Below are 26,704 nucleotides of genomic sequence, written 5' to 3' on the forward strand. Positions count from 1 at the left end.
CGTTATCCGAACTCGACGGTGATCTGCTGTGCGCAGATCCTGTGCAGGTAAGCAGACACCTGGCGTAAGTAGTCGTCTGGAAAAGACGGGTATCTCGGGATCTCGAAGGTCTCTGTTTTGGGCGCTTTTGGGGCTGTTTTCGGGACGGAAATGTCGGTGGCAGGTGAAAGCCTGAAGACATGGATCAGAACGGATCTTTTCAGCGCGGCACCGGTGATTCCGTTGGTGCCGGCCAGGCTGCAGAGCTGGCCGATGGCGGCAAACGGCATGCTGCGTCCAGCCGGTCTGTCTTTGACGCCGCGCCTGGTGCCGTCCAATCCGGTACCGCGAATCCTGGAACTATTCAGAGCCTTGAAGGTTTGAGCGGTTCGTTGGCACTGCAGGGTGCGGAGGCCCTAACCCAGGACGAGTCCTCAGCGGTGTTGTCCCGGTTGGATGCGCTGGTGCGGTGGGCGCAGGCCCAGCAGGCCAGAGTGCTGCACCGGATGGAAACCCTCTTCCGCGATGACCTGCTCGAAGACATCGGCCGGGAAGATCCGGCCCTGACCTTTAGCCTGGCGGCGGAGGAAGCCGCAGCCATCCTGCACCTGCCCACGAACACCGCGAAGATGCTGATGAGTGAGGCGGGACGGTTATGCACCACCCACACCGCAACCCTGGCCCGGCTGGAAGACGGGAGCCTGGGCTACGGGCATGTGCAGACGGTGCTGGACCAATCCCAGAACGTCCCCGACTCCGAACGGGCCGGCTTCGAGGCTTCCCTGCTGGAGGCCGCGGGTGCGGGGCAGACGTCGTCCCAGTTCCGGGTGAAGGCCAGAAGGTTGCGGGAGGGCCGGTATCCGGAGACCGTTCCGGTTCAGCATAAGAGTGCTTTTGAACGGCGGCGGGTGTGTTTGGTGCCGGAGGAGGACGGGATGTCGTGGTTGTCGGCGTTGTTGCCGGCAGCGAGGGCGCAGCTGGTTTATACGCAGCTGACCACGGCGGCGCGCGGTGAGCAGGCAGCCGGGGATCCGCGGGGAGTGGATCAGTTGCGGGCGGACATTCTGGCTGACCTGCTCGACGGTGAAGAGGATGCCAGGGAAGCCGTAGGACGGGATAGCTGTGGCCGAGACAGCGGTGACTCCCACAGCGTGGAGGTCGGTGGCCGGGACTGCAGCAACCGCGAAGACCGGGGCGACCGGGACCGCAGGGACAGGGCCAGGGACAGCGGCCGCGACACCAAGGATAACCGGCCCCGGGCCCGTGCCCGGGCCCGCACCGAAATCCTGGTCCTGATCACCGCCGAAACCCTCTTCGGTGCCGACGAACAACCGGCCGAACTCCACGGCTACGGGCCGATCAGCCCCGAAACTGCCCGTCGTTTGGCCCGGCAGGCAGCGCACTGGACTCCGGTGGAACGAAACCAAGACACTGAAGAGATTCTGCGGGTCGGGCGGCGGCGGAAAGTTCCTGCCGGGCTGCAGCGCTGGCTGCGTGCCAGGGACGGAACCTGCCGGTTCCCGGGATGCCGGACCAACGCCGTGATCGCAGAAATTGACCACACCAGACCGTGGTCCCACGGCGGGACCACTGATCACGACAACCTGGAGCATCTCTGCAAGCGGCATCACATGTTCAAGTCCCGGGGCTTCTGGAAAGCACAACAACACAGTCCCGGAATTATTGAGTGGACGTCACCGGGCGGTCGAACCTACCGCACGGATCCGCACCTCACCCTGGCCACAGGACTCAGCACGCGACCCAGCACGGGACCAGGCACAGGACCAACGGTGGGGGCCGGGAAACCCGCTTCGCCCGGGCAGCATTCTGCCGGGTCGGCCGCGGACACCCTGCCGGAAGACTACGGCGACGATCCGCCACCCTTCTAAAGCGAGGCACCCAACCAGTCGGATCCACCCGGTGACGGCCAGTGGTTTACAGGCAAAAAGAAAAGAACCGCCGCGGTTGCGACGGTTCTTTTCCTGCCCAGATCAGGACAACATCTGATCAGGACAACACAGTGCTAGGCGTCGCCGCCGGCGTTGCCGGAGGTGCCAGCGTTCACGTTGAGCAGGTCGTACTTTTTGATCGCTTCAGCAGGCGCACTGGCGTCCACCTCGCCGCGGCGGGCGAGCATTTCCAGGGTCCGAACGACCATGGAGTGCGAATCGATCTTGAAGTACCGCCGTGCCGCAGCGCGGGTGTCGGCAAAGCCGAAATCATCAGCGCCAAGGGTTGCAAACTCGTTGGGCACAAACTGGCGGATCTGGTCCGGGACAGCCTTCATGTAATCCGTGGAAGCAACAATCGGACCGGTAGCGCCAGCGAGCTGCTGGGTCACGAACGGCACCCGGGGTTCGGCGTCGGGATTCAGGAATGCTTCTTCCTCAGCGGCCAAGCCGTCGCGGCGCAGTTCATTCCATGAGGTCACGGACCAAACGTCGGCAGATACGCCCCAATCCTCAGCGAGGATCTTCTGAGCTTCAAGAGCCCACGGTACGGCAACGCCGGACGCGAGCAGCTGGGCCCGGGGGCCGTCAACCTTTGCCGGAGCAAGAAGGTAGATGCCCTTGACGATGCCTTCGACGTCCAGGTCCTCCGGAGCCTTGGGCTGCTGGATCGGCTCGTTGTAGACCATGAGGTTGTAGATGACGTTCGGATCCTCAGAATCCGGGCCGTACATCTGCTCGAGGCCGTGGCGGACAATGTGCCCAATCTCGTACCCATATGCCGGGTCGTAGGTCTTCACCGCGGGGTTGGTGGAGGCCAGGATCGGAGAGTGTCCGTCAGCATGCTGCAGGCCTTCACCGGTCAGGGTGGTGCGGCCGGCAGTCGCGGAAATCATGAAGCCGCGGGCCATCTGGTCGGTGGCCGCCCAGATGTAGTCTCCCGTGCGCTGGAACCCAAACATCGAGTAGAACACGTACACCGGAATTAGCGGTTCGCCGTGAGTGGCGTAGGACGTTCCGGCGGCGGTGAACGCAGCAATGGAACCGGCCTCGTTGATGCCCACATGCACGATCTGGCCCTGCGGGGACTCCTTGTAGGCCAGGACGAGATCCCGGTCTACAGAAAGGTAATTCTGGCCCTTGGGGTTGTAGATCTTTGCGGTGGGGAAGAACGAGTCCATGCCGAAGGTACGGGCCTCATCCGGAATGATCGGCACAATCCGCTTGCCGAATTCCTTATCCCGCATCAGGTCCTTGAGCAGCCGCACGAACGCCATGGTGGTGGCGGCCAGCTGCTTGCCGGAGCCGCGGTTGGCCACTTCGTAGGCCTTCTCGTCCGGCAGGTGCAGCGGCTCGTGCTTAACCCGACGCTCGGGAACATTGCCGCCCAGCTCGCGCCGGCGTTCCAGCATGTACTTGATCTCCGGAGCGTCAGGTCCCGGGTTGTAGTACGGCGGCTGGTAGGGATCGGCTTCGAGCTGCTCGTCGCTGATCGGGATGCGCAGGTGATCCCGGAAGGCCTTCAGGTCATCCAGGGTCAGCTTCTTCATCTGGTGGGTCGCATTGCGGCCCTCGAAGTGCGTGCCCAGGCCGTAGCCCTTGACCGTGTGGGCCAGGATGACCGTCGGCTTGCCCTTGAATTCCATGGCGGCCTTGTAGGCGGCGTAGACCTTGCGGTAATCGTGGCCGCCGCGCTTAAGCTGCCAGATTTCCTCGTCGGTGAGATTAGCAACCAGTTCCTTGGTTGCCGGGCTCTTGCCGAAGAAGTGGTCGCGGACAAACCCGCCGTTCTCAGCCTTGTACGTCTGGTAGTCGCCGTCGGGGGTGGAGTTCATGATGTCCACCAGCGTGCCGTCTTTGTCCTTCTCGAGCAGCGAGTCCCACTCGCGGCCCCAGACAACCTTGATGACGTTCCAGCCGGCGCCGCGGAAGAAGGCCTCAAGTTCCTGCATGATCTTGCCGTTGCCGCGGACCGGACCGTCCAGGCGCTGCAGGTTGCAGTTGACCACGAACGTCAGGTTGTCCAGCTTGTCATTGGCGGCTAGCTGCAGCAGTCCGCGCGATTCCGGCTCGTCCATTTCACCGTCGCCAAGGAAGGCCCAGACGTGCTGGTCAGAGGTGTCCTTGAGGCCGCGGTTCTGCAGGTAGCGGTTGGACTGCGCCTGGTAAATGGCGTTCATCGGACCGATACCCATGGACACGGTGGGGAATTCCCAGAAATCAGGCATGGAGCGCGGGTGCGGGTATGAGGACAGGGCGTGTCCCTCACGGGACTTCTCCTGGCGGAAACCGTCCATGTCTTCTTCGGACAGCCGGCCTTCAAGGAACGCGCGGGCGTACATGCCGGGGGAGGCGTGACCCTGGAAATAAATCTGGTCTCCACCGCCCGGATGGTCCTTGCCCCGGAAGAAGTGGTTCATGCCCACTTCGTAAAGGGTTGCCGCTCCGGCGTAGGTGGAAATATGTCCGCCGACGCCGATGCCCGGGCGCTGGGCACGGTGCACCATAATGGCGGCATTCCAGCGCAGCCAGGCGCGGTAGCGGCGTTCGATTTCCTCGTCGCCCGGGAACTCTGGTTCCTGGTCGACGGGAATGGTGTTGACGTAGTCGGTGGTGGTTACCATCGGCACGCCTACGCTCTGGGAACCAGCGCGCTGGAGCAGTGAACGCATGATGTACTGGGCGCGTTCGGTGCCCTGCGAACGGATCAGTTCGTCAAGCGATTCAATCCATTCCGCGGTTTCCTCGGGGTCACGGTCCGGAAGCTGGTTGGTTAACCCGCTCAGGATGTCCGTTGTGTCTTCTGCGGCCACGGCAAACCTCTCTCGGGTGCAGATTGTGTCTGCACCAATTACGACTGTGGGGATCCGGTTTCAATCCGGACGATCACGGCGGCTATGCGGATGCTGGTTGCCTCCGGAGCCTCTTCCGTCCACTCTAGTCCCGGAGAGCGCGTCTTGCGTAGCCTGTTCGCTTCCGGCGGCGGGCGGGTCAACCAACGCCCGTGCACGCGGTCGCGCTGTCCCACCTGCGGGTACATGTGACAACCCTCCGGTGCATGCCACGGAACCTTGAAGGTTCTGCCCAAAAGGTGTTGGCTTGTGTCCAAGACACCGCATCTCGTCCAAATATGTGATTCCCTTGTATTTATGCAGTCAACCAGGAGGAGTGAAGTGAGCGAGGCCGAAGCCGTCACGGAAAACAGCGTGGCGGGAAGATTGGGTTTCAAAGACCAAGACCTGATTCAGGAATTCGGCTACGACGAGGACGTCGATTTCGACCTCCGCGACGGACTCGAGGACTTGGTCGGGAGTGAGCTCCTCACCGAAGAGGACCATGAAGTCGTAGACGGAGTTATCCTCTGGTGGCGTGCCGACGACGGAGACCTCGTGGATGCGCTGGTGGACTCCATCACAACGCTCGACGACGGCGGAGTTGTCTGGGTGCTGACGCCCAAGTCCGGTCGGGACGGGTACGTTCCTCCCGCAGACATCGAAGAAGCGGCACCAACGGCCGGCCTGCACGTCACCACATCGCCCGCAGTAAGCGATGACTGGGCTGCCACCCGCCTGGTTGCCCGACGCAAGAAGTAGCCGCCTTGGAGCTGACACCGTCACCGGCAGCTGACGGGCGGTATCCGGCTCCGGACTTTGAGCTCCCCAACCAGTTTGGGGAGCCTGTCCGTTTGTCTGCGCTTCAAGGTCAGCCGGTCCTTGTTGTTTTCTTCCCCTTCGCGTTTTCAGGCGTGTGTTCCGGGGAACTTGATGAGCTTGAGACGGTCCGGGAGGAATTCGGCCGCGACGGGGTCCGCATGCTGGCGGTCTCCTGCGACTCGAAATATGCCCTGCGTGCCTATTCTCAGGCCCGCGGTTATTCCTTTGACCTGCTGGCGGATTTTTGGCCCCACGGCCGCGTGGCCGGCGCCTACGAGGCGTTCGACGTCGAACTGGGCCGTCCGCTGCGGGCCTCCTTCCTCATCGATGAACAGGGCCTGGTGCGCAGCGTAGTGCGCTCCGGTGCGGGGACACCCCGCCCGCTGCAGGCGTACCGCGATGCAGTTCGGGAGCTGACTTCTCCGTGACCAACACACCTGCCGGCAGCGGCCGTTCCGGCGGCTCCAGACCGGGGCTGGGACTTACCGGTTTTGTCCGCTCCGACCCCGCACCGTCCGCTCCGCCGCCCACCGCGGATGAAGAGCGTCAGCTTCGCCGTGCCGTTGAGTTGCTGGCCGGTCGCCGGCTGGCCATCCTCACCGGGGCGGGAATGAGCACCGATTCCGGCATCCCCGACTACCGGGGGCCGGAGGCGCCGCCGCGCAATCCGATGACCTATCAGGAATTCGTCGGGGACCCGGACCTGCGCCGCCGTTACTGGGCACGAAACCATGTGGGGTGGCACCATCTGCGCCAGGCGGCACCCAATGCCGGCCACGCCGCCGTCGCCCGGTTGGAACGCAGGGGACTGACCACCGGACTGATCACCCAAAACGTGGACCGGCTGCACACGGACGCGGGCAGTGCGCTGGCCGTGGACCTGCACGGGCGCTTTGACCGCGTTATGTGCCTGGAGTGCGGAACCAGATACTCCCGTCAGACCATCTCCCGGCTGCTGGAAGAACTGAACCCGGGTTTTCTCGAGCGCACCCGGCTGGACGGTGACATCGCCCCCGACGCCGATGCGGATGTCGCGGACACCGAAGATTTTGTCGTGGCTGACTGTCCCGTTTGCGGCGGAATGCTGAAACCGGATTTCGTCTATTTTGGTGAAAACGTGCCCCGGGACCGTGTAGCCGCAGCCTTTGCCATGCTCAATGCTGCCGACGCCCTCCTGGTTGCCGGATCGTCCCTGACCGTGATGAGCGGCCTGCGGTTCGTCAAACACGCGCATAAGACGGGAAAACCGGTGGTTATCATCAACCGCGGCCCCACCCGCGGGGATGACTTGGCGGACCTAAAGATAGACGCGGGCGTGTCGACGGCACTTGAATATCTTGCAGCTGAACTGCCGGATTTGTCCCGGGACGCGGGCGGCCCAAATCAGGGTCCGTGAGGGCGAATCACCAGGCGTAATGAGCTGATTAGGCATTATCCGCAAACGTCCGGTAGAGTAATTCCTCGTGATGCGGCGCTGATCAGGAAAACCTGAGAGGCATAACGGTCACAAAGGGTCTTTAGCTCAGCTGGTAGAGCGCCACGTTTACACCGTGGATGTCATCGGTTCGATCCCGGTAGGACCCACAGAAGAAGCAAACTATGAACCCGCCGTCCGGAAGGACGGCGGGTTTTGCTTTGCGTGAACGGCGTTCTGCGCAGCCAACATCCGAGCGGGGCCATTGTTCCGCTTGGTATCGCGCCAGGCCCGTCCTGCGGCGGCGCTCCAGGCTGGGCGGCACGCACGGTCCCTGCGCACAGACTCTCAGCTTTTGAACAGTCTCCGTTGCTATTTCTGGGATGGACGGACAAAGTGTGCACCCAGGAAGAGGAGGTACCCGCATGCGTATGACGTTCCGGCGTACGGTGGCGACCGTTGCGGCGCTGCTGCTCCCGCTCACCGCTGCCGGCTGCGGCATGGTGACCACGGAAAGTGCCGCAACAGGTGCTGCGCAGGAATCGTCCTCCGCCCCGCTTCCGGTGGATGAAGCAGACCTGCTTACCGACGCGCTGGATGCCTGGGCGGATGAGGTCAACGCCTACACGGACCCGGAGGGCAACTCATCAGGCACGGAGTTCTCCGCAGCTGTTTATGAAGCCACTTCCGGCCGCGCCTGGCACTACAACCCCGGCGGCAGCTATCTGGAAGCAAGCCTCGTCAAGGTGCCGATCCTGCTGACCCTGCTGCGCGAAGCGACGCAGGAGGAGCGGGACCTGACGCTGGAAGAGGAATACCAGGCCGTGATGATGATCGAGTACAGCGACAATGATGCCACCACGGCGCTGTACGAAGCCGTTGGGGGAGCGCCGGAACTGGCCCGGACCTACGGCATGCTCGGTGTCACGGAAACTAACGCCTCCGAGGTATGGGGTGCCAATGAGACCGGAGTCGAGGACCAGCTCAAGATTGCACGCGCGCTTCTCGAGGGAGTGGACTGGATCGACCCCGGCCTGCAGGAGTTCGCCGTGGAGCTCATGGAAAATGTGGAATCAGGCCAAAGCTGGGGAATCAGCGCCGGAGCCTCAGACCTTGGCGCCGAAATTGCCCTGAAGAATGGCTGGCTGCAGGACGACGCCTTGTCTTGGAACGTCGGCAGCATGGGTTTTGTCCGTGCCGGCGGTGCAGAATACGCAGTGGTGGTCCTCACCTCCGGAACCAGCACGATGGAAGACGGAGTGTCCGTGGTGGAGCGCGTGGCCCGCATCATCAACTCCTTCGAAACCACGGGAACGCCCGACTCCGCCGACACGGAGAGTCCCATGTGGCGGGCGGACGGCTCGGAAGCATAGGCTGGGAGATAAAGACGGCGGGCGAGCGCCAATCGCCGTGCCCCCTTGCTGGGCACCCGAAGAATCGTGGAGAAAACTTGAGCGCACAAATTGGTGTCACCGGCCTGGCCGTCATGGGTGCAAACCTGGCGCGGAACCTCGCCCGGAACGGCTACACCGTAGCCCTGCACAACCGGTCGATCGAGAAAACGGACGCCCTGCTGTCTGCCCACGGCGATGAAGGCGACTTCATCCGAACCGAGTCCCTTCAGGAACTCGTCGATTCCCTGGAGAAGCCCCGCCGCGTCCTGATCATGGTGAAGGCCGGTGCTCCGGTGGACTCCGTGATCGACCAGCTGGTGCCGCTGCTGGAAGCCGGCGACATTGTGATTGACGCGGGCAACTCACACTACGAGGACACCCGGCGCCGCGAGGCCGCCCTGGCGGAGAAGGATCTTCACTTTGTGGGTGTCGGCGTCTCCGGCGGTGAAGAGGGCGCGCTGCTCGGCCCGTCCATCATGCCCGGCGGTTCGCGCGAGTCCTACGACTCTCTGGGCCCCATGCTCGAGAAAATCGCGGCGAAGTACGACGGCGAGCCCTGCTGCAGCTGGATCGGCACCGACGGTGCGGGTCACTTCGTAAAGATGGTGCACAACGGCATCGAGTACGCAGACATGCAGGTCATCGGTGAGGCCTACGACCTGCTGCGCTCTGCCGGGGGTATTGAACCGGCTGAACAGGCCGAAATCTTCACGGAATGGAACACCGGTCAGCTCAGTTCCTTCCTGATTGAAATCACGGCCGAAGTCCTGGCCCACACGGATGCAAAGACCGGCAAGCCGTTTGTCGACGTCGTCGTGGATTCCGCCGGGCAGAAGGGCACCGGACGCTGGACGGTGGTGTCCGGCCTGGACCTGGGCTCGCCTGTTTCCGCTATTGCCGAGTCCGTTTTCGCCCGGGCCCTGTCCTCCCAGCGGGGCCAGCGCGCAGAAGCACAGGAGATCCTTGCCGGCGGCGAAGCGACCGTCGAGCTGCCCGAAACCTTCGTTGATGATGTCCGCCAGGCGCTCTACGCCTCCAAGCTCGTCAGCTACGCCCAGGGCATCGACATGCTCAACAGCGCCGCCAAGGAATACGGCTGGGACCTGAAGCTGGACCAGATCGCCTCGCTGTGGCGCGCCGGCTGCATCATCCGGGCGGAACTGCTTGATGACATCATGAAGGCCTATGAGGGAGACAATGCTCCGGCCAACCTGCTGCTGGCTCCGGCCTTCGCGGAGTCCATTGCCGCGGCTCTGCCGGCTTGGCGCCGCGTAGTGTCCGTTGCCGTCCAGCTGGGCATTCCCGTGCCCGTCTTCAGCTCTTCCCTGGCCTACTACGACGGACTGCGCCGCAAGCGCCTGCCTGCCGCACTCACCCAGGGCCTGCGCGACCTCTTCGGGGCGCATACCTACAACCGGGTCGATTCCGAGGGTACATTCCACACAATGTGGAGCGGGGACCACTCCGAGGTGGAAGCAGTGGACACCCACTAGCCAACCGCTGAGTACGCAAAAGGCCGCCGGCACCCAATGGGTGCCGGCGGCCTTTGTCTATTGTCTGCGAGTTTGCCGCAGTTACGACTTGTCTCAGATATAAATCGCCGGATCGATATATTCGGCCGGATCCACAGCTGCCTGCGTTTCCTTGACCTGACGGTGCCGCCATCGGGCCGGAATGCCGGTGATAATGGAATCGGCCGGCGCATCCTTAACTACCACGGCATTGGCGCCCACGGCGCTGTTCTTGCCAATGGTCACCGGACCCAGGATTTTGGCGCCAGCCCCCACCGTGACGCCGTCGCAGATGGTGGGGTGGCGCTTGATCCGGGCCAGGGACCGCCCGCCCAAGGTGACCCCGTGGTAAAGCATGACGTCGTCACCGATCTCCGCAGTCTCGCCAATGACCACGCCCATGCCGTGGTCAATGAAGAACCTGCGCCCAATCGTTGCCCCGGGATGGATTTCGATCCCGGTGGCAAAGCGGGTCAGCTGCGAGAGCACCCGGGCAGGAAAGCGCAGTCCGGGCCGCGCCCACATCCGATGGGTCAGCCGGTGCATCCAGATGGCATGCAGCCCGGAGTAGACCACGAGGTTCTCCATGGAACCGCGCGCGGCCGGGTCATGGGACGCAGCGGCGTCGAGGTCTTCACGCAGGCGTGCAAGGAAGCTCACAGGTGACTTTCTGATCGTGCGGAACTGTAGGCGGAGCGGAGATCAGCCCCGGATATCGTCGTAGAGCACCGTGGAGATGTAGCGCTCACCGAAGTCGCAGACGACGGCGACAATCAGCTTACCGGCGTTTTCCGGCCGCTTGGCCAGCTCAAGGGCCGCCCAGACGATTGCACCGGACGAGATTCCGCCGAGAATACCTTCCTTGGCACCCAAAGCACGCGCTGTGGCAACTGAGTCCTCAACGGAAGCGTCAATGACTTCGTCGTAGATGTCGGTATCCAGCACTTCGGGGACAAAGTTGGCGCCCAGGCCCTGGATCTTGTGCGGTCCGGGGGAGCCGCCGTTGAGGATGGCCGAGTCCTTCGGCTCGACGGCGACAATCTGGACACCGGGCTTGCGCTTCTTCAGGACCTGCCCGACGCCGGTGATGGTACCGCCGGTGCCGACACCGGCCACGAAGATGTCAACCTTGCCGTCGGTGTCTTCCCAGATCTCCTCGGCCGTGGTCTGGCGGTGGACTTCGGGGTTGGCGGCGTTGGCAAACTGCTGGGCCCAGATGGCGTTCTCGGTGGTGGCCACGATTTCCTTGGCCTTATCCACGGCGCCGCGCATTCCCTCGGAGCCGGGCGTCAGGACAATCTCGGCACCGTACGCACGAAGCATGACGCGACGCTCGGTGGACATGGTCTCGGGCATGGTCAGGATGACCTTGTAGCCGCGGGCGGCGCCCACCATGGCCAGGGCGATGCCGGTGTTGCCGGAAGTGCCTTCGACGATCGTTCCGCCGGGCTTGAGGGCGCCGGCCTTCTCGGCGGCGTCCACAATGGCCACACCAATCCGGTCCTTCACGCTGTTGGCCGGGTTGTAGAACTCGAGCTTGACCGCCACCTCGGCGTCAAGTCCCTCGGTCAGGCGGTTGAGCCGGACCAGCGGGGTACCGCCTACCAGCTGGGTGACGTCGTCGTAAATCCGTGCCATGGTTTGTCCTCTATCCGTTGGAATGAAAGTGAGTCAGGGGGCGGCTGGAGGTTGCTGCTCCCGGGAATGTCCGCACCGGGGCCCGTCCCAGCCTACCCTTCAGCATGAGGGTGGGTCAGTTGTCAAGCCATTCGGCGTAATATTTCCGCGCCTTGGCCAGCTTGGGATTGATGATGACCTGGCAGTAGCCCTGTTCGGGGTGTTTGGCGTAGAAATCCTGATGGTAATCCTCCGCCACGTGGAAGCGGGGCAGCGGGACGATCTCCGTCACGATCGGATTGTCCCAGTGCTCCTGTGCCCGGTCGCGTGCCTTCTCGAACTCCTCGCGCTCAGCCTCGCTGGTGTAGAACATGGAGGACCGGTACTGGGTGCCGACGTCGTACCCCTGCCGGTTCAGCGTGGTGGGGTCATGTGAAATGAAAAACATGTCAAGGATCACTTCGCCGTCAATGATGTCCTCGTCAAAGGTCACCGCCACCACTTCCGCGTGCCCGGTGGTGCCGGAGCAGACGCTGTCGTAGTCCGGATGGGCGGTGTGCCCGCCGGTGTAGCCGGAAACGACGTCGGTGACACCGCGGGTCTTCTGGTAAAGGGCGTCGAGGCACCAAAAGCAGCCTCCGCCAAGTACATAGGTCTTCATACCCTGTATCAATGCACGCGTGCCCGCAATGATTCCCGATCTTCCATTCCAATACCCGGTGCGGGGCGAATCATGCCCTGCTGCGGCGCGGCCGAATTGAGCGCGGGAAACCTAGCAGGTAGAACTGAAACCATGGATACAGACAAGCCCGCCGAAGGCGCCGAGCCGGCGGCACCGGGACCGGACCCGGAAACCCCCGTCGCCGCAGCAGAAACGGACGGCTCCGCGCCCACACTCGGCGACGTCCTCCTGGCCGCCGAAGAACTGTGGCCGGAATCCCTGGCTGAAGGCTGGGACGCCGTCGGTCTGGTGGCCGGCCGGCCATTCCGCTCGGTCAAGCGGATTCTCTTCGCCGTGGACCCCACCTCTGAGGTCATTGACGAAGCCCTGGAATGGGGCGCGGACCTGCTGGTGACGCACCACCCGCTGTTCCTGAAGCCGGTTCACTCGGTGGCGGGCACAGGATTCAAAGGTGACGTGGTGCACCGGCTGATTGAAGGCGGCTGTGCGCTGCTGACGGTCCACACCAACGGCGACAGCGCCGTGGGCGGGGTCTCCGATGTGCTGGCAGACGCGTTTGGACTCGAAGGGGTGGAACCGCTGGTTCCCGCCGAGGACGGACTGCCCGAAGAGGGCATCGGACGGGTGGGGGAGTTGCCTGAGGCCACCACGCTGGCGGACTTCGCCAAGCTGGTTTTCAGCATCCTGCCCGCCGTCGCCGGTGGAGTCCGTGTTGCCGGCGATCCGCACGGGCTGGTCCGCCGGGTTGCCGTCTGCGGCGGGGCGGGTGACAGTCTTTTTGACGCCGTCCGCCGGCACCAGGCTGACGTTTACGTCACAGCCGACCTGCGCCACCATCCCGCGTCCGAAGCCCGCGAGGCTGCCGTTAACGGTCGCCCCTACCTGATGGATGTGTCCCATTTCGGCAGTGAATGGCTGTGGTTAACGCCTGCAGCCACTGCCCTGGAAAACGTCCTGAACGATCAGGGCTTCAGTGCGGAGATCCGGATCAGCGGCACCAACACCGATCCGTGGGACTTTGTGCTGACACCCGGGCTGAACTGACCTGCCCCGTTGGCATAGGCTAGGGGGAAGAACCGGGTCAGGTTGGCCCGGTCATAGTTGGAGGTTTTTCGGTGGCAAAAGCATCGTCGGAGGAGCAGCTGCGGCTGCTCGATTTGCAGGCTCTGGACAGTACGGTCCGCAAACTCCGGAACCGGGCCCGCACCGTCAGCGACAACTCGGAGATTGCAGCCCTTGCCCTGCAGCGGGCCGCGGCGCAGAGCAGGCTGGTTGCCGCTTCCACCGAGGCCGCCGACATCACGCGTGAACTGACCCGTGCCGAAGCCGACGTCGCAGCCGTGGCATCCCGGGTAGAGCGCAACCAGAAGCATCTGGACAGCGGCCACGGCACTTCCAAGGAGCTCACCGCCCTGCAGAGCGAAATGGAGTCGCTGAAGCGCCGCCGTTCCGATCTGGAGGACGTGGAGCTTGAAGTCATGGAGCGCCTCGAGACGGCCAAGGCCGCCGAGGAGCAGTCCCGTGAAGCCGCCGCTGCCCTGGATGCTGAAATGGCGGCGCTGGAAGAAAAGCGCGACGCCGAACTGGCGGAAATCGAAACCGAGCGGCAGGCAGTGGTGGCCAGCCGTGAGGAACTGGCAGCCACCTTTGAGCCCGGCCTGCTGGCCGTTTACGAAAAGACACTGGCCAAGCACGGTATTGGCGCCGCACGCCTGTTCCACGGCACCTCCGAGGGCTCCGGCATGCAGCTGAGCCCCGGAGACCTTGCCGATATCCGCAAGGCCGCAGAGGACGACATTGTCTTCTGCCCCGACTCCGGCGCCATCCTGGTGCGCTCCGATGAGTGGAGCAGCTGACCGGTGACCCTGTTTGACCCGTCCGACGCCCCTGCTGAGCCTTCAGGGAACGCCGCGGCCTCTTCGAACGCGCCCCGGCGCACGCTGATTGTGGAAGCCGACGGCGGCTCCCGCGGCAATCCCGGGCACGCCGGCTACGGCGCCCTGGTGCGCGATCCTGAGACCGGACGCATTCTGGCGGAAAAGGCACAGTACATCGGCAAGGCCTCGAACAACGTGGCGGAGTACTCCGGCCTGGTGGCGGCTCTCGAAATGGCCCACGACATTGACCCCGACTGCTGGATCCTGGCCAAGATGGACTCCAAGCTCGTTGTGGAGCAGATGAGCGGCCGCTGGAAGATCAAGCACGAGGACATGCAGAAGCTGGCAGCCAAGGCCCGGGGGATCGTCAACCCGCGCCGGGTGAAGTACCAGTGGATCCCGCGCGAACTGAACAAGGACGCCGACCGGCTCTCCAATGAGGCAATGGACGCCGGCATGGCAGGGGTTCCCTGGGTTCAAAAGGGTGCAGCTGCAACTGCGCTCCAGGAACCGAAAGAGGTTTCCGAGCCGGTCGCCGAGCCCAAACCGACTGCCACCGGCAGGCTGCACCACACCGAGCTGTGGGTCCGGGACTTCGCCGCCGCTGAAGCCTCGCTGGGCTGGCTCCTGGAACGCCTGGGATACCTGCGCGCGGACAGCTGGAAAACCGGTGCCCGGTGGCAGGGAGCGGACAGCTACGTGGTTATCGAAGCAGGACCGGACGTGCTGGATACGGCGTACGAACGGCGGCGTCCGGGCCTGAACCATCTGGCCTTCCACGCCGGATCGCGGGCGGATGTGGACCTGTTGGCCCGGCGCGCCGCAAGCCATGGCTGGACCCTGCTGTTCACCGACCGGCATCCCCATGCCGGCGGTCCGGACCACTACGCTGCCTACCTCGAAAACAGTGCGGGCTTCGAAGTGGAGCTGGTTGCCGAAGACTAGTTTGCGGCTTCCTGCCCGGGAAGGATGAGGTTGAGCTGGAAGGGCTTCCGGGCCGTGGCCGGCACCAGCTCTGCCTCCCACTTCTCGGCGGCAGCGGCGACCAGCTGTTCCGGCGTCTCAGGTGCGGCACCGGTGCGGGTCAGCAAATGACGCGCGAGCTCTCCGCGGGTGTGCTTGGCGAAGTGCGAAACAACGGTGCGTTTGCCGTTCCGAATTTGGAAGACGTTCACAGCCGCTGCCCGAGCCGGTTCCGGCGCCCACGCAGCCGCGTAGGTGCTGGAACGGCAGTCCACCACCAGCTGTTCCGCCGCATACTCGTTCAGGACGGGCGTCAAATGGCGTTTCCAGAAGGAAGCGAGTTTGCCCGTTTCCGGAAGCTTCACCGCCATGGACAACCGATAAGCGGGAATCGGATCGCCGAATCCCAGCGCCCCCCACAATCCTGAGATGACGATGACGGAGCTATCCGCAGTGCGCTGCTGGGCGGGAGTCAGTGTTGAGTAGCCCAGGGCATCGTAGAGCACTCCGCTGTAGATGCGGTGTGCCGGGGCGCAGGGCTGATCCTGCAGGACGGTGTTGCGCTGCACCTCTGCGGCCAGTGACGGGCCGACGCCCAGGACGGCGTGCGCGTCCGCCGCAGCACTGGCCTGCGCCACGGCTTCAAGGACCTGTTTGCGGGCGTCGTTAAGCCCGGGGAAATGCAGCTTGTCGGGGTCGAAAGCCGGACCTGAGACGGCGGCGGTTTTTCCTTCAGAGGGCGGGAGCAAAATCAACACCAATTAATCCTACGCGAGGTGTGTGAGCCTCCCGGGCCGGGGCACTGAACCCGAACAACCCGCCGGAGACGGTAGCATTGAGGCTGGACGGGTTGGCCAGGCGATCGCGTTGGGTCCTTATTAAAGGAGCCACCGAGGAAAGTCCGGGCTCCGCAGAGCAGGGTGGTGGGTAACGCCCACTCGGGGAAACCCGCAGGCCAGTGCCACAGAAAAGAAACCGCCGTTGATGGTGATCCGCTTGGAACACTGTCTGTTCGGTAAGGGTGAAAAGGTGGTGTAAGAGACCACCAGCGTTCCGGGTGACCGGAGCGGCTAGGTAAACCCCACCCGGAGCAAGGCCATACAGGACGCGTTTGAGGGCTGCTCGCCCGATGCGTCCGGGTAGGCCGCTTGAGGGCGCCGGCAACGGCGTTCCCAGATGGATGATTGCCGCCTCCGGCCCGGTAACGGACCGGAGATACAAAACCCGGCTTATCGGCCAGCCCGTCCACTCAAACAGCCCCGGGGGCAACAGTGTCTCAAGATTTGGCGCTGTTTTTCCGCAGGATTTGCACAAGCGGTCCGCAAAGCAGGCGCACCGGCAACTGCGCGACTATTCTGTGGCAATGTCCAGAACTACGACAAAACGCCGCCCGCTGGTGCTCCGTAATGCGAACTTCCGCGCCCTATGGATTTCCTCGACCGCCGGCATCTTTGGCACTTCCGTTGCCGCTGTGGCGCTGCCCCTCATCGCCGCCGTCGAATTGGACGCCTCGGACTTCGCTGTTGCTGCCCTGTCCGGCGTGGGGTTCCTGCCGTGGCTGCTGTTTGGACTGCCAATTGGCGTTTTGGTGGACCGCTACCGCCGCAAACCAGTAGTCATGGCCGCGCTGGTAATACGGATAGCCGTCTTGATTAGCCTGCCGGTGGCGTTCTGGCTGGACCGGCTCACTGTCATCCAACTCTTCGTGGTGTCCTTCCTGTCCGGCTTGGCTGCCGTTTTCTCCATGCTGGCGGAGTCGGCCCTGGTTCCCCGGGCGGTCAAGCGTGAGGAACTGATCGAGGGCAACGGTCTCATGACCGGCTCCGCTGCTTCAGCGGACGCAGTGGGCCGGAGTCTGGGCGGCTGGCTGACCTCTGTCTGGGGGGCATCAAACTCGCTCCTGCTGCAGGTGGCCGCATCCACGGCATCGCTGCTTTCGGTGGCAACACTCAAGGTTCAGGAGGCGGCCACTCCGCAAAAAAGCGGGAGCAGGATCTTCCGCGACATGAAAGAGGGGCTGCAGTACAGCTTCAGCACAGCTCCGCTGCGCGCGATCCTGCTGGTCGGTGCGCTGTGGAATTTGGGCGGCGCAATCGTAGTCTCCCTCATGGTCATCCTTGTGGTGCGGACACTGGGCGAATCCGGAGCCATGCTCGGATTCCTGACCGCATCCACCGCGCTGGGCGGAACGCTGGGCGGGCTCACCGTAAAGCACGTCACACAGCGCTGGGGCTCGGGAACTGTGTGGCGTTTTTCCATGCTGCCCGCTGCGGCCGGCTATTCCAGCCTGCTTTTGATGACGCCGGACTGGGGAATGCTGCCGGGATTCGCCGGGCTCTTCCTGGCCGGATATGCCATCTCCATGAATGTTGTGGTGTCCACCAGCTTCCGCCAGCGGGTCTGCCCGCCCGGAATGCTGGGCCGGCTGGGGTCTGCGTCCAGGATGGTGACCTGGGGAATGCTGGCCGTCGCCGGCGTCATCGGGGGCTTCCTCGTGGAAGCCCTGGGAATCCGCGGGGCCATCCTCACTGGACTGGCGATTGCGTTCCTGGCTCCGGCCGTTGCAGCGTTCGGTCCGCTGCGGGGGATTAGGGATCTTGAAGACTTGGAGCCCGAACCGGCTGACGAAACCCTGGAGGTCCACTGACCCGAACATGTCAGTGTGACAAACATCTCGCTCAACAAAGCGGTGCGGCAAGTGTGTCCTAATACACTTGGAGGGACGACCAACCGGCACAAAGCAGTGCCGGCTGAGAAAAGGAAGTGAAAATCTTGAGCCAGTTCTCCGATGCCTGCCTGGACACATGGATGGACCGTGAGGCCCTTGCCGAGGCAATGATCCCGCTGATCGGGCGGCTGTACCGGGAAAACAGTGTGGTCACTTCGGTGTACGGCCGCCCGTTGGTCAACCGTTCCGTCATCGACATCCTCAAGGCACACCGCTTTGCACGGCAGATCGATGAAGTTGAACTGCCGGTCTCTGACACGTTCCCGCTGGTGCAGGCACTGACTGAACTGGAGCTGGGCGCCGCATCCATCGACCTGGCCCGCCTGAGCCTGAAGTACAAGGCAGAGGGCGCCGGCGTGGATCTCATGGATTTCCTCCGCCGCGAGCTGGCCGATGTGGCGGGCAAGCACGGCGCTGACGACCGCACCAGCACCGACGTCGTCCTCTATGGCTTTGGCCGGATCGGCCGGCTGCTGGCCCGCATCCTCATCGACCATGCCGGGGGCGGCCAGGGCCTGCGGCTCCGGGCAATCGTTGTCCGCAAGGGAGCGGAAAATGACCTGGTCAAGCGTGCTTCGCTGCTGCGCCGCGACTCCGTCCACGGTGCCTTCGACGGAACCATCACTGTCGACGAGGAAAACAACACCATCCTGGCCAACGGCACCCTGATCCAGGTCATCTACTCCAACGATCCGTCCACTGTGGACTACACGGCCTACGGCATCAACGACGCCGTGGTGGTGGACAACACCGGCCGCTGGCGCGACGAAGAGGGACTGTCCCAGCACCTGTCCGCCAAGGGAGTCTCGCGCGTCCTGCTCACCGCTCCGGGCAAGGGCAACCTGAAGAATATTGTGCACGGCATCAACCACGAATCGATTTCCGATGATGACTTGATTGTCACCGCGGCTTCCTGCACCACCAATGCCATCACGCCGGTCCTGAAGGTGCTCAACGACAAATACGGAATCATCCACGGGCATGTGGAGACGGTGCACTCCTTCACCAATGACCAGAACCTGATCGACAACTTCCACAATGGTGACCGCCGCGGCCGCTCCGCCGCACTGAACATGGTGATCACCGAAACCGGTGCCGCCAAGGCCGTTGCGAAGGCGCTGCCGGAACTGGCAGGCAAGCTCAGCGGCAATGCCATCCGGGTTCCCACCCCCGACGTCTCCATGGCCATCCTGAACCTGAACTTCGAGACCTCCACCACCAAGGAAGAGATCAACACCTTCCTGCGGGAAACATCGCTGAACTCTGACCTGCACAAGCAGATCGACTACATCGACTCTCCCGAGGTTGTCTCCACCGACTTCGTGGGGTCCAAGCGGGCCGGCATCGTGGACGGACTGGCCACCATCTCCAACGGCAAGAATGCCGTCCTCTACGTCTGGTATGACAACGAGTTCGGCTACAGCTGCCAGGTCATCCGGGTACTGGAGGAAATGGCCCACGTGAATCCGCCGGCCTACCCTCGCGTTGAGGAGCTGGCCGCCTCGATCTAGGCGGGAGCTTCACCGAAGACAAGGCAAATAGACAAAGCGAAAGGCGCGTTTCCCTGTCGGGGAACGCGCCTTTCGCTTTGCTCCGGTGTGGGCTCCCGGGTTTCTGAGTACCCTTAGTGGCCGAAAGGATCCGGATCCACTCCGGGCATCCACGTCAGTCCCGGAACATTCCAGCCGTGAGCCTTGATGGCTTTGCGGGCCTTCCTGCTCCACCGGTCATTGAGCTTGTCCACGTACAGCTTGCCGTCCAAATGGTCGTACTCGTGCTGCAGGACCCGGGCAAACCAGCCGGTGGCCTCAAATTCCAGCGGGGCTCCGTTCTCATCGAAACCGGAAATCCTGACCCACTCGGCGCGGTTGACGGGGAAGTTCTCGCCCGGGACGGACAGGCAACCCTCGGCATCGTCCTCCGGGTCCGGCGCCGAGCCAGGCACCTTGGACGTGATGAGCACGGGATTGACGACGACGCCGCGGTCCGGTGCGTCGTCGTCGTTCTGGTAGGCGAAGGTGAACAGGCGCAGCCCCACGCCAACCTGGGTAGCCGCCAGCCCGACGCCGTTGGCCACGTCCATGGTTTCGTACATATCGGCCACCAGGGTGCGCAGTTCGTCGTCGAACTTTTCCACCGGAGCGGCTCGGCGGTGCAGAACGGGTTCGCCGTGGATAACGATGGGACGGACGGTCATTGCTGGTCTTTCTGTTGGGTGGGTGGTGCCGGCTGCTGTCTGTGTACCGGGGGAGAGGCTAGGCGGTGATCTGCCGGCCGATGACTTCGCGCATGATCTCGGAGGTTCCCCCGAAGATGGTCAGCAGCCGGGCGGCCAGGAAGGCCTGCGCCACCGGGTATTCCAGGATGTACCCGTAGCCGCCGTGCAGCTGCAGGCAGCGGTCGGTGATGGACTGAACCCGTTCACTGGCCCAGAGCTTCGCCTTCGCTGCGGAGACGGCGTCCAGCCGGCCTTCATTGAAGGCGAGGATGGCCGAATCCACATAGGATTCGGTGACTTCCACCTCGGTCGCAATGTCAGCCAGGACAAACCGGCTGTTCTGGAAATCGGCAATGCGCTCACCGAAGGCGTTGCGGTTCTTTGTGTACTCAACGGTGGCTTCATAGATTTGCCGGGCAACGGCGGATGAAGCGACGGCGATGGCCAGCCGGCCCTGGGGGAGCTGTCCGGCGGCGTATTCCAGGCCGCGGCCCACTTCGCCCACGAGGTTGCCCTCGGGGATGTGGACATCATCGAAGAACAGCTCGGCTGTGTCGGAGGCCTTCAGGCCCATCTTGTCCAGCTGGCCGCCCGTCTTGTAGCCCTCGGTCTTTTCCACCATGAACATGCTGAAGGAGTCTTTGGTGCCGCGGCCGGTTCCGCCGTCGGTGCGGGCCAGGACCAGGGAGGCGTCGCCGCTGATGCCGTTGCCGATGAAAGTCTTCTGGCCGTTCAGCCGCCAGCCGCCGTCGTTCTCACGCACAGCTTTGGTGCGGATGCCGCGCAGGTCGCTGCCGGCGCCGGGTTCGGTCCACGCCACTGAGGTGACGGTGTCGCCGCTGACCATCCCCGGCAGCCAGCGTTCCTTGAGGTCATCGGAACCGTACGCCAGCAGGTGGGGGAGGACCATATCGTCATGCAGATGGAAGGCGAGGCCGACGGCGAGATGGTTTGCCTTGGCGAACTCCTCGTCCATGACGGCGCGGTAGCGGTAGTCGGGCATGCCGGCGCCGCCGAACTCCTCCGGCACGGCAAGTCCCAGCAGTCCCTGCTCCCCGGCAGCCTTCCACAGCTGCCGTGGCATCATGTGCTCGGCGTCCCACTTGGCGTACCCGGGAGCGACCTCGCGGGAATTGAATTCCCTGGCAAGGTCACGGAAAAGCTCGTGGTCTTCGTCGAACAATCTGCGCTCCAAGGCGGCGCCTCCTCAATGATTGGCCACAGTACGTTCCAGCGGCGGTGCTGCGGGCCGCCGCAGCACCGGCCGGGCGGCCTCATAAACAAGTCAAACATAAGTTCAAACACAACAAAGGCCGCCCCGATGAACCGGGACGGCCTCTGTGAAACTGATCCTGCCAGTCTCCTTGGGGTGAGTAACGGGGGTTGAACCCGCGACCTCCTGGACCACAACCAGGCGCTCTGCCAACTGAGCTATACCCACCATGTGCCTCGGATAACATATTCGCAAAATCCAGGCGAGTGGTTTTTGCGAACTCATTTATCTGAGGCAGCGGAATCAAGCTTACACGGTTTTTGGGGTGGTCCTGACCAACTGGCGCCCAAGACCCCAAAATGTGACCGAGCTAACTCTTGATGCCCTCCGCAATCTTCTTTGCCGTCGCCGAATCCGGGCCCGGAGCCGGCACGAAAACGGCCTCGCGGTAGTACCGGAGTTCGTTGATGGAATCCACGATGTCGCCCAGCGCACGGTGGTTCCCGGTTTTCGCCGGTGCCTGGAAGTAGGCGCGCGGGTACCAGCGGCGGGCGAGTTCCTTGATGGTGGAAACATCGATGATCCGGTAGTGCAGGTAGTCAATGACTTCCGGCATGTCCCGGGCCAGGAACATCTTGTCAGTTCCCACGGAATTTCCAGCCAGCTGGGCCTTCTTCGGCTCCGGCACCCACTTGGTGATGTACTCGATGACCTGGGCCTCAGCCTCGGCCATGGTCATCCCGTTGGGCAGCTCGTCCAGGAGCTTGGAGGTGGTGTGCATGTTCCGCACAAAATCACCCATCTGCGCCAACGCGGCGTCATCGGGGCGGATGACCACATCCACTCCGTCACCCAGGATGTTCAGCTCGGAGTCCGTCACCAAGACCGCAACCTCAATGAGGGCGTCATTCTTGATGTCCAGACCGGTCATTTCACAGTCAATCCAAACAATGCGTTCATTAGTTATTGGCACACAACCAATGTACCGCGCTGCCCCCGGGTACCGGCCCGAAACAACCGCTTCACCCCGCTCAGGACTCCGTCCTGTTCAGAGGCTTGAATGGCTCCGCTGGCGGCGGTCCGCTGACTCCGGCTGGGAGGGCACGACGGCGGCCGCCGCTGCGTCATACTGCTGGATCGGCAGCTGGCCGGTTTCAGGCGGACCGAAGGTACGCGTCCAGCGGCTGTCGCCGGAGCCGTTCTGGTCTGCTGTGTCGGCTTTGTCTGCCCTGGTGGATTCTGCAGGTTCGGAAGACTCTGACGACGCCGAGGACTCGGACGACTCGGAGGACGCCGAGGATTTGGCGGCTTCGGAGGTTTTGAGTGTCTGGGCGGGTTTGCGTGTCTCTGCGGAATCAGGGGCCTGCGCGGGCTTTGTCGCTTCAGGCGTCGAAGCCTCAGCCCGCCGCCGTGCCTTCCTGCTTCCTGCCTTTGCCTGTCCGGTATCGATTCCCAGCAGCTCTTGTCCTGCGGGCGCCAGAGGGACGCCGGGGCTGGTTGCAGCACTCGTTTTCGTTCCCGGGGCTACAGGGGCAGGCCGCGCAGAAGGACGGCTGTTTCCCGCGCCGGGCTTGCGGGCGAACACCGAAACCACCGGCAAGACCCCCGTGGTGGGATCTGCCGCGCGCATTTCCTTGCGGGTGATCGGAGGTTTCGGGTCCGCCTCGGAGGCGTGCCCGGTGGGTGCGGGCCCCGAGACTGTCCCCGCCGGTGCCGGTGCTTGGCTTGTCGGTGTTGAGGTGCTCAGCGCCGGGGCGGGTGATTTTGAAAGCGCCGGCTCTGACGTGACCGGTGCTGAAGGGCTTGGGTGCTCTGAGCCGGCCTGACCCGCCGCGTCATGCACCGCAGGGGAATCCGAGGAAAATTGCCAGACGGCAGTGAAGGACAGCAGCAGCAGGAAGGCAACGGCTCCGGTAACGCGCCAATCAATCTCGGCCCACGTCATCGCTCCGACAGCCGTGACGGCCAGGAAGACGCCCCAAAGGAGCAGGTCGTGGTTTTTCCGGCGTACGCTGCCCGGGAGCGCGGTTGGCAGGGATGCCGGCGTTGATTTTGCGGCACCCGAAGCCGGCTCAACGGCGGCAGCTGAACCGACGGCAGATACGGCGGCGGATCTCTCCCGGGACTCCAGGGTCTTCTGTCCTGCCTCCCGGGGCTTTCGCCGGGACTCCCTGCGGGGACGCAGCCCCGCAGCCTCAGGCGCCGCACCACCCGATACATCCGGTTTCGGGCTGTCAGCAAGCTGCGGCCCTCCGGGTTTCTGCTGCCCGCGGACCTGCTGTCGCGTGTCCACGTGCTGCTTATCTCCAGTGTCTGCCCGGTGGCGCCCCACAGCCCGTACCGCCTTGCCTTGTTGTTTCAACGGTTTTCAGTCTATGTGACGTACTGCGCATCCGTAGGATCCGCCTCCGGCGCGTCCGTGCATCCCGGCTTTGTACACCCTGCGGTGCTAATATCTTGGCTACTGACGGTCCTTGCCGCGGTGCCTTTGTCGCGTGTACCGCGGTTCCGCCGGCCGCGCTGGTTTACTGCTGGTGAGTGCTCCCATGAAGTCCGGCTTCGCCGTGATGCCAGGCATGCGCCGCTGCCGTTGGGCAAACTGTACGAACCCAAAGATTGGAACCACGCAGATGACCGCCCAGGTCCCCGCGACCGAGCCTTCGTCTCCCGGCCCGGAGCTAGCGAAAGCCAACCACCCCAATGTCGCGATCATCCAGGGCCTCATCGGTTCCCTCATGATGCTCGCGGGCTCGCTCGGCGTCGGATGGCTATCTCTGGCCTCGTACGACCTCCGCCGCAACCCCGTGATCATGTGGCTCCGCTTTGAGCCGGAGGGTGCAGTGCTCTCCGTCTTCCTGCTGGCCCTGGGCGGAATGCTCTTGGTCCGCTCCTGGCTGCGGCTGGGCCAGCGCATCACCTCGTGGGGTCCCGAGAGCCGTCCGGTGGTTTTGAAGGCCACCATCGCCTGGGCTGCACCCATGTGCGTGGCTCTTCCGCTTTTCAGCCGCGACGTGTTCGCTTACATCGCCCAGGGCCTGGTAATGGTCAGCGGACTGGACCCGTACAAAGACGGCTACTCCCAGATCTCCAACTACGTGCAGATTGGCGCCGACGACCTGTGGGCCCAGAGCCCCACTCCTTACGGTCCGATTTTCCTCTGGCTGGAGGAACTCGTGGTCCGGGCCACCGGCGGCCAGCCGGAATACTCCATTCTGCTGTTCCGGGTCATCTCCCTGATCGGCGTGGCGCTGTGCGTGTACTACGTGCCGAAGCTCGCGGAACTGCACAACATCAACCCCAACCGTGCACTGTGGCTGACAACCGCAAACCCGTTGTTCCTGACCACGTTCATCGCCAGCATCCACAACGATGCGCTGATGATCGGCCTGGCCCTGGCAGGCCTCTACCTTGCCGCAACCAAGCACGCCATTCCCGGCATTCTCCTCATTACGCTCTCCGTGGGGATCAAGCCGATCACACTGATCCTGCTGCCCTTCGTGGGCCTCATGTGGGCCGGCAAAGGTGCATCCTGGCCGCGCAAGTTCCTCTACTGGTTCATGACCGCGGGAATCTCCCTGGGCCTGCTGTGGATCCTGGGCATCATCAACGGTCTGGGCTTCGGCTGGGTGAGTGCACTGAGCACGCCGGGCAGCGTCTGGATCTGGTACGCGCCGGTTGGCTTCCTCGGCATGCTTGTTGCCACCCTGGGCAATGCCCTGGGCCTGCCGGGCTGGACCTTTGGCGACATCGTTCACACCCTGGGCCGAGTGGCCTCGGTGCTCATCGTGTTCTGGCAGATGTTCGTGGGGGAGTACAGCAGGTTGGTGCGCCGGCTCGCCCTGGCCTTTGCCGCCGTCGTTATGCTCGCGCCGATGATCCAGTCCTGGTACGTGGTGTGGCTGATTCCGCTGTTTGCCGTGACCGGCATCCGGAACGACTGGCAGGTTAAAACCCTGTATCTGCTGGTCTCGTTCTTCATGGTGTACGCGATCAGCGACCAGCTGGATATCTGGCCGTATTTCGACTTCAGCCTCAGCGCCGCCCGCCAGATTGCTGCCGTCATAGCACTGGGCTTCGCGCTCTACCTGATCTTCCTGGATCCCAAGACCAAGGTCCTGTTCCGGAAGAAACTTACGGAGCCGTCTCCGGGCGAACTTCGGGTGCGCTGAGCGGACGGCTGCTGCCCGCCTTCGTCAACCGGACAATCCGGACCAGTGACCAGCCGAAGAGCATCAGTAGCGCAATGTTGCGGATGGTCAGCAGCAGGGCAACCCCGATGTTCAGATCGTTGTAGAGCGCGGCGTAGAACATCGGATACACCAGGGTGGTCAGGGAAGCGATGGCCAGCATGAGGACCGCCGGGACCCGCCAGCTCCGGCCCTCCCAGGCCACACCAACGGCCACCACGGCGCCCAGCCACAGCATGAACTGGGGCGAACCCACTTTGTTGAACACAATGAACGCCGCCACCAGGGCCAGTGAACCGGCAATGAGCAGCTGGCCGGCATCGGCGCCCCGCCGCAGGGCCCAGATCAGCAGGACGACGACGGCGAGGGCCGCCGCCGCGAGCAGCGGCGTCATTAGTGCGGCCACCGGCTCGCCGAGGGCACCGCGCACTTCGCGGGTGTTGATGATCTTGTCCTCGAAGATGTAGGCACCGGAATCGCCGCCGAGGATGGCCTGCCAGAGGCCCGGAGTGGTGAAGGGCGCCTCCATCTGCATGCCGCGTGCACCCTGGGCGCCCACAAAGGACAGCAGGTGACGGATGCCGCCGCCGGCGATGACAATCCCGGCCATCACGGCGGACACCGCCGCCCCGGTGGCCACCACTGTCAGGCGCCGGCGCGAGGCGACCAGCACCGCGAGGATCACGGCAGCGGGCCAGACCTTCATCCAGGTCGCCACGGCAAGCAGCGACGAGGCAACTACGGGGCGGCTCGCCAGCAGCAGCAGGCCCATAATCACCAGGGGGGCCGTGAGCCCGTCCACCCGGCCCACCGCCACCGGCCCCAGCAGCCCGGTAACCACCAGCCACCAGTAGGAGGCCGCGTATCGGGACGGGGTTCCCGGCTTGCTGATGACGGCCACGGCTGCGGCGTTCAGAGCCGTGAAGATGGCGAACCAGACCAGCTGATACGCTCCCCAGCCGAAAACAGCGGAGACAAGCATCGGCAGGAGCGCCCCGATCGGATACACCCAGTCCGTGCTGATGCCCTGCCAGGTCCCTTCATTGATGCCTTCAAAGGCCCACAGCCGGTAGAGATTGATGTCGCTGAGGACGCCGCCGGAGAAGATCAGGGAGGACAATGCGGCAAAAAAGACCAGGTGGACAATAGTGAAGCAAATCCATAACGATTTCCGGCGCATAAAGCGCTCCTGCAGAGAGGTCTTTTTCTGCGGCATTCCGGGTGATTCTCCTTAGGTGATGCAGGTGCCGTGCCGGGATCAGGCACAGCGATAAGGGTACCGGCGGCCGCGCCGCGGCATGCAATCCTTTGCCGGACAC

General features: G+C 63.7%; 23 protein-coding genes, 2 tRNA genes and 1 other RNA gene. 14 read left to right on the forward strand and 12 right to left on the reverse strand.

Annotated elements, in window-relative coordinates:
- Positions 1 to 2 precede the first annotated feature (2 nt).
- Positions 3 to 269, reverse strand: a complete 267-nt coding sequence (locus CXR00_RS18230; protein WP_181032502.1) for a hypothetical protein — start codon at positions 267 to 269, stop codon at positions 3 to 5.
- A 90-nt stretch (positions 270 to 359) separates the two neighbouring features.
- On the opposite strand from CXR00_RS18230, the gene CXR00_RS07200 reads away from it, so the two are divergent.
- Positions 360 to 1,868, forward strand: coding sequence for an HNH endonuclease signature motif containing protein (locus tag CXR00_RS07200; protein ID WP_181032503.1), 1,509 nt, complete (start codon positions 360 to 362; stop codon positions 1,866 to 1,868).
- 134 nt (positions 1,869 to 2,002) lie between these two features.
- Here the strand turns inward: CXR00_RS07200 and aceE are convergent, their stop codons facing one another.
- Positions 2,003 to 4,741, reverse strand: coding sequence for a pyruvate dehydrogenase (acetyl-transferring), homodimeric type (gene aceE / locus CXR00_RS07205; RefSeq protein ID WP_104053869.1), 2,739 nt, complete (start codon positions 4,739 to 4,741; stop codon positions 2,003 to 2,005).
- 360 nt (positions 4,742 to 5,101) lie between these two features.
- On the opposite strand from aceE, the gene CXR00_RS07210 reads away from it, so the two are divergent.
- From CXR00_RS07210 to gndA, 6 genes are all read left to right on the forward strand, one after another.
- The gene (locus tag CXR00_RS07210) at positions 5,102 to 5,521 is read left to right on the forward strand and encodes a DUF3052 domain-containing protein (protein ID WP_104053870.1); all 420 of its coding nucleotides are present in this window, start codon (positions 5,102 to 5,104) and stop codon (positions 5,519 to 5,521) included.
- 5 nt (positions 5,522 to 5,526) lie between these two features.
- The gene (locus CXR00_RS07215) at positions 5,527 to 6,009 is read left to right on the forward strand and encodes a redoxin domain-containing protein (protein ID WP_104053871.1); all 483 of its coding nucleotides are present in this window, start codon (positions 5,527 to 5,529) and stop codon (positions 6,007 to 6,009) included.
- The gene (locus CXR00_RS07220) at positions 6,006 to 6,977 is read left to right on the forward strand and encodes an NAD-dependent protein deacetylase (RefSeq protein ID WP_104053872.1); all 972 of its coding nucleotides are present in this window, start codon (positions 6,006 to 6,008) and stop codon (positions 6,975 to 6,977) included. Before CXR00_RS07215 ends, CXR00_RS07220 begins: the two co-directional genes overlap by 4 nt.
- Positions 6,978 to 7,092: 115 nt before the next feature.
- Positions 7,093 to 7,165 (forward strand) — tRNA-Val (locus CXR00_RS07225).
- Between the two features lie 255 nt (positions 7,166 to 7,420).
- On the forward strand, positions 7,421 to 8,368 hold the full coding sequence (locus CXR00_RS07230; protein WP_181032302.1) for a serine hydrolase: 948 nt from the start codon (positions 7,421 to 7,423) through the stop codon (positions 8,366 to 8,368).
- A 77-nt stretch (positions 8,369 to 8,445) separates the two neighbouring features.
- Positions 8,446 to 9,882 carry an NADP-dependent phosphogluconate dehydrogenase gene (gene gndA / locus CXR00_RS07235; RefSeq protein WP_104053874.1) on the forward strand — a complete coding sequence of 479 codons (1,437 nt, stop codon included), beginning with the start codon at positions 8,446 to 8,448 and terminating at the stop codon, positions 9,880 to 9,882.
- 93 nt (positions 9,883 to 9,975) lie between these two features.
- Here gndA and epsC read toward each other — a convergent pair whose 3' ends face one another.
- The 3 genes from epsC to msrA all read right to left on the reverse strand — a co-directional run bounded on the left by epsC (position 9,976) and on the right by msrA (position 12,178).
- Complete coding sequence (gene epsC, locus CXR00_RS07240) at positions 9,976 to 10,560, reverse strand: serine O-acetyltransferase EpsC (RefSeq protein WP_104053875.1); 585 nt, start codon at positions 10,558 to 10,560, stop codon at positions 9,976 to 9,978.
- 42 nt (positions 10,561 to 10,602) lie between these two features.
- Complete coding sequence (cysK, locus tag CXR00_RS07245) at positions 10,603 to 11,538, reverse strand: cysteine synthase A (protein ID WP_104053876.1); 936 nt, start codon at positions 11,536 to 11,538, stop codon at positions 10,603 to 10,605.
- Positions 11,539 to 11,653: 115 nt separating this feature from the next.
- The gene (msrA, locus tag CXR00_RS07250; RefSeq protein ID WP_104053877.1) at positions 11,654 to 12,178 is read right to left on the reverse strand and encodes a peptide-methionine (S)-S-oxide reductase MsrA; all 525 of its coding nucleotides are present in this window, start codon (positions 12,176 to 12,178) and stop codon (positions 11,654 to 11,656) included.
- 132 nt (positions 12,179 to 12,310) lie between these two features.
- Here msrA and CXR00_RS07255 point away from each other — a divergent pair, with 132 nt between their 5' ends.
- The 3 genes from CXR00_RS07255 to CXR00_RS07265 all read left to right on the forward strand — a co-directional run bounded on the left by CXR00_RS07255 (position 12,311) and on the right by CXR00_RS07265 (position 15,021).
- Positions 12,311 to 13,243 carry a Nif3-like dinuclear metal center hexameric protein gene (locus CXR00_RS07255; protein ID WP_104053878.1) on the forward strand — a complete coding sequence of 311 codons (933 nt, stop codon included), beginning with the start codon at positions 12,311 to 12,313 and terminating at the stop codon, positions 13,241 to 13,243.
- A gap of 71 nt (positions 13,244 to 13,314) precedes the next feature.
- Positions 13,315 to 14,055 carry a zinc ribbon domain-containing protein gene (locus tag CXR00_RS07260; protein ID WP_104053879.1) on the forward strand — a complete coding sequence of 247 codons (741 nt, stop codon included), beginning with the start codon at positions 13,315 to 13,317 and terminating at the stop codon, positions 14,053 to 14,055.
- A 3-nt stretch (positions 14,056 to 14,058) separates the two neighbouring features.
- Positions 14,059 to 15,021, forward strand: coding sequence for a reverse transcriptase-like protein (locus CXR00_RS07265; RefSeq protein WP_307859311.1), 963 nt, complete (start codon positions 14,059 to 14,061; stop codon positions 15,019 to 15,021).
- Here CXR00_RS07265 and CXR00_RS07270 read toward each other — a convergent pair.
- On the reverse strand, positions 15,018 to 15,797 hold the full coding sequence (locus tag CXR00_RS07270) for a YaaA family protein (protein ID WP_104053880.1): 780 nt from the start codon (positions 15,795 to 15,797) through the stop codon (positions 15,018 to 15,020). The two genes, CXR00_RS07265 and CXR00_RS07270, sit on opposite strands and share 4 nt — an antisense overlap.
- An 88-nt stretch (positions 15,798 to 15,885) precedes the next feature.
- On the opposite strand from CXR00_RS07270, the gene rnpB reads away from it, so the two are divergent.
- The 3 genes from rnpB to CXR00_RS07285 all read left to right on the forward strand — a co-directional run bounded on the left by rnpB (position 15,886) and on the right by CXR00_RS07285 (position 19,278).
- An RNA gene (gene rnpB / locus CXR00_RS07275) (RNase P RNA component class A) lies at positions 15,886 to 16,287 on the forward strand.
- A 115-nt stretch (positions 16,288 to 16,402) separates the two neighbouring features.
- Positions 16,403 to 17,686, forward strand: a complete 1,284-nt coding sequence (locus tag CXR00_RS07280; RefSeq protein ID WP_104053881.1) for an MFS transporter — start codon at positions 16,403 to 16,405, stop codon at positions 17,684 to 17,686.
- Positions 17,687 to 17,811: 125 nt separating this feature from the next.
- A complete protein-coding gene (locus CXR00_RS07285; RefSeq protein ID WP_104054778.1) occupies positions 17,812 to 19,278 on the forward strand; it encodes a glyceraldehyde-3-phosphate dehydrogenase in 1,467 nt (488 codons plus the stop codon).
- A gap of 113 nt (positions 19,279 to 19,391) precedes the next feature.
- Here CXR00_RS07285 and CXR00_RS07290 read toward each other — a convergent pair whose 3' ends face one another.
- The 5 genes from CXR00_RS07290 to CXR00_RS07310 form a co-directional block, all read right to left on the reverse strand.
- Positions 19,392 to 19,964, reverse strand: coding sequence for a peptide deformylase (locus tag CXR00_RS07290; protein WP_104053882.1), 573 nt, complete (start codon positions 19,962 to 19,964; stop codon positions 19,392 to 19,394).
- Between the two features lie 58 nt (positions 19,965 to 20,022).
- A complete protein-coding gene (locus tag CXR00_RS07295; protein ID WP_104053883.1) occupies positions 20,023 to 21,180 on the reverse strand; it encodes an acyl-CoA dehydrogenase family protein in 1,158 nt (385 codons plus the stop codon).
- Between the two features lie 170 nt (positions 21,181 to 21,350).
- Positions 21,351 to 21,426, reverse strand: a tRNA-His gene (locus CXR00_RS07300).
- 142 nt (positions 21,427 to 21,568) lie between these two features.
- Complete coding sequence (gene orn / locus CXR00_RS07305; RefSeq protein WP_104053884.1) at positions 21,569 to 22,171, reverse strand: oligoribonuclease; 603 nt, start codon at positions 22,169 to 22,171, stop codon at positions 21,569 to 21,571.
- A gap of 75 nt (positions 22,172 to 22,246) precedes the next feature.
- Complete coding sequence (locus CXR00_RS07310) at positions 22,247 to 23,491, reverse strand: hypothetical protein (protein ID WP_104053885.1); 1,245 nt, start codon at positions 23,489 to 23,491, stop codon at positions 22,247 to 22,249.
- Positions 23,492 to 23,828: 337 nt separating this feature from the next.
- Here CXR00_RS07310 and mptB point away from each other — a divergent pair, with 337 nt between their 5' ends.
- On the forward strand, positions 23,829 to 25,367 hold the full coding sequence (gene mptB, locus CXR00_RS07315; RefSeq protein WP_181032301.1) for a polyprenol phosphomannose-dependent alpha 1,6 mannosyltransferase MptB: 1,539 nt from the start codon (positions 23,829 to 23,831) through the stop codon (positions 25,365 to 25,367).
- Here the strand turns inward: mptB and CXR00_RS07320 are convergent.
- Complete coding sequence (locus tag CXR00_RS07320) at positions 25,330 to 26,601, reverse strand: glycosyltransferase family 87 protein (RefSeq protein WP_104053886.1); 1,272 nt, start codon at positions 26,599 to 26,601, stop codon at positions 25,330 to 25,332. The two genes, mptB and CXR00_RS07320, sit on opposite strands and share 38 nt — an antisense overlap.
- Positions 26,602 to 26,704: the final 103 nt, after the last annotated feature.

Source organism: Arthrobacter sp. 9E16 (assembly GCF_002929435.1).
Taxonomy (GTDB): Bacteria; Actinomycetota; Actinomycetes; order Actinomycetales; family Micrococcaceae; genus Arthrobacter_B; species Arthrobacter_B sunyaminii.